Consider the following 6,538-nt stretch of genomic DNA (forward strand, 5'->3'; position numbering starts at 1 on the left):
GCAGGAAGCGCACACCAGGACAGCACTGGTGGACGCATCGCACAACCGATGCCGCCGCAGGTGCGCAGAATGCGCACCGGATCCCGAGGACTCAGGCCTCCGGCTGCGCAGAATGCACGCGCTCCAGGAGGGGCGCCAGCCGGTACGGGACGAGCTCGCGCATGACGAGCGAGATGTTCGTCCGCTCCACGCCGGGCGAGGCCAGGATGTGGCCGGCGATCCGGTACAGATCGTCGGCGTCGACGGCCACGACCTGCACCATCAGGTCGCTGGCCCCGGTCAGCCCGCACACCTCGGTGACCTCGGGGATCGCGGCGAGGGCGGTGCCGATCTCGGCGAGGCGCCGCTGGTCGACCTGCGCGTTGACGAACGCCCGCAGCGGGTAGCCCAGCCGCGCCGGGTCGATGCGGCGCTCGAACGACCTTAGGACGCCGCGCTGCTCCAGCCGCACGAGCCGGGCCTGCACCGTGTTGCGGGACAGGCCCAGCCGCTCGGCCAGCGCGACCGCCGTGGACCGCGGGTCCTCCCCCAGCGCCTGGAGCAGGCGCGCGTCGATCTCGTCGATGGTTTCCGGCACCCGCCGATCTTCCCAGGTGACCGGCGTCACCGAAGACCGGTTGCCAGGCGACCGTTTTCGATATATCGTGAACGTGTCGCAACAGTTCGAGAAAGGAACATGACATGCGTAGGCAACGACACCCCTTCGCTCACGAACGTGGGCGCGCACCTTTCGGGCCCTTCGGTGGTTTCGGCGAATTCCCCCCGGGCTTCGGCCCCGGTGGACGCGGTCGCGGCCACGGCCCGCACCGGCGGGGTCACGGCGGACGGCGCAGCCGCCGCGGTGACGTCCGCGCCGCGATCCTGGCGCTGCTCGCCGAGCAGCCCCGGCACGGCTACGAGATCATCCGCGAGATCGGCGAACGCTCCGGCGGCTTCTGGCGCCCGAGCCCGGGCTCGGTCTACCCGACCCTGCAGATGCTGGCCGACGAAGGCCTGGTGATCAGCAAGGACGAGAACGGCAAGAAGCTGTTCGAGCTGACCGACGCCGGCCGCACCGCCGCGGAAGAGCAGGACAGCACCCCGCCGTGGGAGCAGATCGCGCAGGACGTCGACCCGGTCGAGGTCGGGCTCGCGAAGGCGGGCAAGAACCTGGCCGCCGCCGTCGTGCAGATCATGCGCGCGGGCTCCGAGAGCCAGCAGGCCCGCGCGGCCGAGGTCCTCAACGACGCCCGGCGCTCGCTCTACGGCATCCTCGGCGAGGACGAGGACGAGTCCGCTTCGCCGGAGAAGGCGGAGTGACCAGGCAGGACGAGGCCGGTGGGCTTGACCCGCGCGTGGACGCGGTAGCCCACCGGCAACGTCAGGTCCTCGGCGCGATTCCCGTTACGCTGCAAGGACTCCGCGATCGCCTGTTCGGCGACCGGCCGGCTGAACTCGATCTTCAGCACCGCTTCGAGGTCCGCGGCGGTCGCGAAACGCCATTCGGTCGCGACGCGGCGGCAGCCGAACCCGGCCCGGGCGAAGAACCGTTCCACGGCGCCCGGGTCGTAGTGCGGTAGGTCGGCGCGCATCCAGCGGCCGTAGGGCTCGCTGGTGACGTCCAGGTCGACGATCAGGATCGCGCCGCCCGGCCGCAGCACCCGTTCCGCCTCCGCCAGCCCGGGCTCGCAGCCGGGCCCGAAGAAGTACGCAGTGCGCGCGTGGACGATGTCGACACTCGCGCTGCGGACCGGCAGCCGCTGCGCGCGGCCCATCCGGACGTCCACGTTCGACAGTCCCTCGATGCGCTTCAGCGCGCTCCGCACCAACGGCTCGTGTGGCTCCACTCCGAGCACCGAGCGCGCGTCCCGGGCGAAGCGCGGCAAGTGAAACCCGTCACCACAGCCGACGTCCAGCACGTCCAGACCGGCCCAGTCGTGCTCCTCCCGCAGCACCCGCCAGATCTCCCCGCCGCTGTCCTGCGCGCGGTTCTCCAGCTCGTAATCGGCCTGGTAGTACCAGATGTTGGGGCTCGGCACGACCTCCGTGCGCCGCGACGACCACCGCACCCCCGCTGCTCCTTCCGGGTCCTCGTCGCCGGGCCGTGCCCGCATGGTGGCGAATTCTTGGCGGAAAACTCACGGATCACGCCTAGAATCCGGTGGGTATCGGGAGGAGCACCCATGGCAATCGGCCCGTCCAGTACCCCGTCCCCGGTCCCGGCCGGAATTCCGTGCTGGATCGAGCTGGCCTGCCGGGAGCAGGCCGTGGCGGAAAGATTCTACGGTGCCCTCTTCGGCTGGGAGTACACCACTCAGCGAGATCCGGCGACGTCCGACGGCCGCTACTCCATCGGCGCGCTCAACGGCCTCCCGGTCGGCGGGCTCTACCGCGCGGTCCAGGGCGCGCCGCTGGGGTGGATGCCGCACATTTCCGTGCCGCACACCGCGAGCGCGGCCGAGTGGGTGGAGCACCTCGGCGGGCGGATCACGCTCGGGCCGGTGGCGATCCCGGACCGCGGCACGATCATGCACGCCCTCGACGCGTGCGGCGCGCCGGTGGTGTTCTGGGAGGTGCCGCCGAACTGGGAGTTCGTCACCGGCATCCCGAACACCTTCAGCGGCGCGGACCTCAACACCCACGACGGCGTCGCGGCGGATCACTTCTACACCAAGCTGTTCACCTACGGCAGCCATCAGATCGGCGACGGCGAGATGCTGGACTACGTCGAATGGCTCATCGAGCACGAACCGGTGCTGTACCGGTACGTGATGGGTTCGGAGTACAGCCGCGACACCCCGCCGCACTGGCTCGTGTATTTCGACATCGACCCGGCCCGCGGGGTCGACGCAGTCGCGGGCGAAGCGATCATGCACGGCGGCACGGTCGTGATCCAGCCGTACGACACGCCGTTCGGCCGGATGTCGATCCTCGCCGACCCCGAGGGAGCGGTATTCGCGGTGATCGACCACTCGCGCGTCACCGAAGGCTGGGGCCGCGCGGAGGTCGACGACCCCTACGACGACTAAACCGGCACGAACGCCGAAAGCAGCAGCCAGGACACGACGGCCGACGGCAGCAGCGAGTCGAGCCGGTCCATGATCCCGCCGTGCCCGGGCAGGAGCGTGCCCATGTCCTTGACGCCGAGATCGCGCTTGATCAGCGACTCGACGAGGTCGCCCAAGGTCGCGGTCAGCACGATGGCCACACCGAAGATCACGCCCTGCCAGACGTGGCCGTCGAGCAGCAGGCTGAGGGTGAGCGCCCCGGCGACGACGCCGCCGATCACCGAGCCGGCGAAGCCTTCCCAAGTCTTCTTCGGGCTGATGGTCGGCGCCATCGGGTGCTTGCCGCCTAGCACGCCGGCGATGTAGCCACCGGTGTCCGACGCGACGACGCCGATCAGGAAGGTGAGCACCCGCCCGACGCCGTCCTCCGGCGGCACGAGCATCGCCGCGAAGGCCCCGAAGAGCGGCAGGTACGCGGCGGCGAAGGTGGACGCGCTGATGTCGCGCAGGTATCCCTTCGCCCCACCGGGCAGCCGCCAGAGCAGGCAGGCGAGCACAGTGAGGACGAACGCGGTGAGCGCGCCTTCCCGCCCGAACGGCCAGGCGAGCCAGATCATCGCCTGCCCGCCGACGAGCACCGGGATCATCGCGACCCGGATGTCGGCGACCCGGCGCAGCACCCCGGCGAATTCGAAGGTGCCGACCGCGATCGCGATCGCGATGATCCCGATGAAGAGGTAGCGAACGGTGAGCAGCGAAACGATGATCGCGGCCCCGAGCAGAAGGGCGACCCCGATGGCCGCGGGCAGGTTCCGCCCGGCCTTGGAGGCCCTCTTGACCGCCTCGGGCGGCGCCGGCGTGTCCGACGCCCCCGTCTCCGGGTCCGCGGGAGTGCCCTCGGCCGAGGCCGCAGGCGGTTCCGCAGCGGTGGTCCCGGCGGCCGACAACCGGGCCGGTTCGCCGGCCTCCGAAGTCTCCGGCACGACCGGCGTCCCCGCGGCCCGGCCGGTTTCCGAGGTCGCCGAAGCCCCGCCCTCGCCCGGGAAGTCCGGCGTGGCCGGGGGGCCGGCTTCGCCCGGCTCCGGCGTCCCGGGCGCGGCCGCCGGCTGTGCTCCGGTGGCGTCCACCCGGTCCTCGCGTTCCTCGCTCACCTGTGCCATCAGACCTCGAGCAGCTCGGCTTCCTTGTGCTTGACCAGCTCGTCGACTTTGTGCACGTAGGTGTCGGTCAGGTTCTGCAGTTCCTTCTCCGCGCGCGCGACGTCGTCTTCACCGGCCTCGCCGTCCTTGGCGATGCGGTCCAGCTCGTCCTTGGCCTTGCGGCGGACGCTGCGGATCGAGACCCGGGCGTCCTCGCCCTTGCCCTTCGCGACCTTCACCATCTCCTTGCGCCGCTCCTCGGTGAGCTGCGGGATGACGATGCGGATGACCTGCCCGTCGTTGCTCGGGTTGACCCCAAGGTCCGACTCCCGGATCGCCTTCTCGATCGCGCCGAGCTGCGACTGGTCGTACGGCTTGATGAGCGCCATCCGCGCTTCCGGCACGTTCACGCTGGCCAGCTGGTTCAGCGGGGTCGGCGAGCCGTAGTACTCGACGACGATCCGCGAGAACATCGCCGACGAAGCCCGGCCGGTGCGAACCGACTGCAGCTCGTCCTTGGCGACGGACACCGCTTTTTCCATCTTCTCCTCGGCATCGAGGAGGGTCTCGTCGATCACGGTCACTCCCGTAGTTGTGATGGGTGGCGCTTGCTGATCCCAGCAGGTCTAGGCCGGCACCCCGGCAGTGGGGGTGCTGACCAACGTGCCGATTCTTTCACCACTCACCGCGCGGGCGATGTTCCCCTCGGTGAGCAGGTTGAACACGATGATCGGCATGTTGTTGTCCATGCAAAGGCTGAACGCCGTCGCGTCGGCGACCTTGAGGTCCCGCTCCAGCACCTCGCGGTGGGTGATCTCGCGGAACATCTCGGCGGTGGGGTCGGCCTTCGGGTCCGCGGTGTAGACGCCGTCGACGGCCTTCGCCATCAGCACGGCTTCGCAGCCCAGCTCGAGCGCCCGCTGCGCGGCCGCGGTGTCGGTGGAGAAGTACGGCATGCCGACCCCGGCGCCGAAGATCACGACGCGGCCCTTCTCCAGGTGCCGCTCAGCGCGGCGCGGGATGTAGGGCTCGGCGACCTGGCCCATCGTGATGGCGGTCTGCACGCGGGTGGGCAGGCCCTCCTTCTCCAGGAAGTCCTGCAGTGCCAGGCAGTTCATCACGGTGCCCAGCATCGCCATGTAGTCGGCGCGGTCGCGGTCCATGCCGCGCTGCGACAGCTCGGCGCCGCGGAAGTAGTTGCCGCCGCCGATCACGACCGCGACCTGGACACCGGTGCGGGCGACGTCGGCGATCTGCTGCGCGACCGAGTGCACGACGTCGGGATCGACGCCGATCGAACCACCGCCGAACATCTCGCCGCCCAGTTTCAGCAGCACCCGCCGGTAGCCACCTTCGACCCGGTCACCCATCTATGTCGCCTCCTAGGCCTCTCGACCTGTTTTTGTCATATCCAGACCTGACAGTGCCCCGTCCCCGATTGGACGGAGACGGGGCACTGGGTGAAACCTACGCCCGGACCTGGCCTCAGGCCTGGCCGACCTCGAAGCGCGCGAACTTGGTCAGCGTCACGCCGGCCTCGTCCAGCAGGGCCTTCACGGTCTTCTTGTTGTCCTTGACCGACGGCTGCTCGAGCAGCACGTTGTCCTTGTAGTAGGCGTTGACCTTGCCCTCGATGATCTTCGGCATGGCCTGCTCCGGCTTGCCTTCCTCGCGGGCGGTCTGCTCGGCGATGCGGCGCTCGTTCTCGACGATGTCGGCCGGCACCTCGTCGCGGGTCAGGTACTTCGCACGCAGCGCGGCGACCTGCATGGCAGCCCCGCGAGCGGCCTCGGCGTCGTCACCGGTGAACTCGACGAGCACACCGACGGCCGGCGGCAGGTCGGAGCCGCGGCGGTGCAGGTAGGTCGCGGTCTGGCCCTCGAAGGCCACGACGCGGCGCAGCTCGAGCTTCTCGCCGATGCGGGCGGACAGTTCCTGGACGACCTCGTTGACGGTCTTGCCGTCGAGCTCGGCACCCTTGAGCGCCTCGACGTCGGAGGTCTTGAGCGACTTCGCGACCTCGACGATCTTCGCGGCGAGCGCCTGGAAGTCGGCGTTCTTCGCGACGAAGTCGGTCTCGGAGTCGAGCTCGATGAGGACGCCGCCGTCGCCGGTGACCAGGCCCTCGGCGGTGGCGCGCTCGGCACGCTTGCCGACGTCCTTGGCGCCCTTGATCCGGAGGAACTCGACGGCCTTGTCGAAGTCGCCGCCGTTCTCCTCGAGGGCCTTCTTGCAGTCCATCATGCCGGCGCCGGTCATCTCGCGCAGGCGCTTCACGTCAGCGGCGGTGTAGTTCGCCATTCTGGTAAATCCGTCCTTTGCAGGAAATCTGTGGGTTGCTACACCCGTGCGGCCGGGCCCCCGGGGCGCGGGCGCACCGGCGGGTGGTGGAAAAGGAGAGATAGGAAGAGA

The 6,538-nt window shown here is 69.8% G+C and carries 8 protein-coding genes; 2 read left to right on the plus strand and 6 right to left on the minus strand.

Annotation, left to right across the window (positions count from 1 at the left end; translation table 11 throughout):
- Positions 1-91: 91 nt before the first annotated feature.
- Complete coding sequence (locus ACWEVN_RS08830) at positions 92-577, minus strand: Lrp/AsnC family transcriptional regulator (RefSeq protein ID WP_310974429.1); 486 nt, start codon at positions 575-577, stop codon at positions 92-94.
- A 104-nt stretch (positions 578-681) separates the two neighbouring features.
- Between ACWEVN_RS08830 and ACWEVN_RS08835 the strand changes: the two genes are divergently transcribed.
- Positions 682-1,299, plus strand: a complete 618-nt coding sequence (locus ACWEVN_RS08835; RefSeq protein ID WP_449682727.1) for a PadR family transcriptional regulator — start codon at positions 682-684, stop codon at positions 1,297-1,299.
- On the opposite strand, the gene ACWEVN_RS08840 is transcribed toward ACWEVN_RS08835, so the two are convergent.
- Entirely contained in the window at positions 1,242-2,048 is an 807-nt protein-coding gene (locus ACWEVN_RS08840) for a class I SAM-dependent methyltransferase (protein ID WP_449682846.1), read from the minus strand. The two genes, ACWEVN_RS08835 and ACWEVN_RS08840, sit on opposite strands and share 58 nt — an antisense overlap.
- Before the next feature lie 114 nt (positions 2,049-2,162).
- Between ACWEVN_RS08840 and ACWEVN_RS08845 the strand changes: the two genes are divergently transcribed.
- The gene (locus ACWEVN_RS08845; protein ID WP_449682726.1) at positions 2,163-3,008 is read left to right on the plus strand and encodes a VOC family protein; all 846 of its coding nucleotides are present in this window, start codon (positions 2,163-2,165) and stop codon (positions 3,006-3,008) included.
- On the opposite strand, the gene ACWEVN_RS08850 is transcribed toward ACWEVN_RS08845, so the two are convergent.
- The 4 genes from ACWEVN_RS08850 to tsf form a co-directional block, all read right to left on the minus strand.
- The gene (locus ACWEVN_RS08850) at positions 3,005-4,147 is read right to left on the minus strand and encodes a CDP-archaeol synthase (protein WP_452050796.1); all 1,143 of its coding nucleotides are present in this window, start codon (positions 4,145-4,147) and stop codon (positions 3,005-3,007) included. The two genes, ACWEVN_RS08845 and ACWEVN_RS08850, sit on opposite strands and share 4 nt — an antisense overlap.
- Positions 4,147-4,704, minus strand: a complete 558-nt coding sequence (gene frr, locus ACWEVN_RS08855; protein ID WP_003065592.1) for a ribosome recycling factor — start codon at positions 4,702-4,704, stop codon at positions 4,147-4,149. The genes ACWEVN_RS08850 and frr overlap by 1 nt, the downstream gene beginning before the upstream one ends.
- Positions 4,705-4,752: 48 nt before the next feature.
- Positions 4,753-5,496 (minus strand): UMP kinase, encoded by a 744-nt coding sequence (gene pyrH, locus ACWEVN_RS08860; RefSeq protein WP_013223864.1) that lies wholly within the window; start codon positions 5,494-5,496, stop codon positions 4,753-4,755.
- 115 nt (positions 5,497-5,611) lie between these two features.
- Entirely contained in the window at positions 5,612-6,427 is an 816-nt protein-coding gene (gene tsf, locus ACWEVN_RS08865; protein WP_310974433.1) for a translation elongation factor Ts, read from the minus strand.
- Between the last annotated feature and the right edge of the window lie 111 nt (positions 6,428-6,538).

The organism is Amycolatopsis sp. NPDC003861 (genome assembly GCF_053605405.1).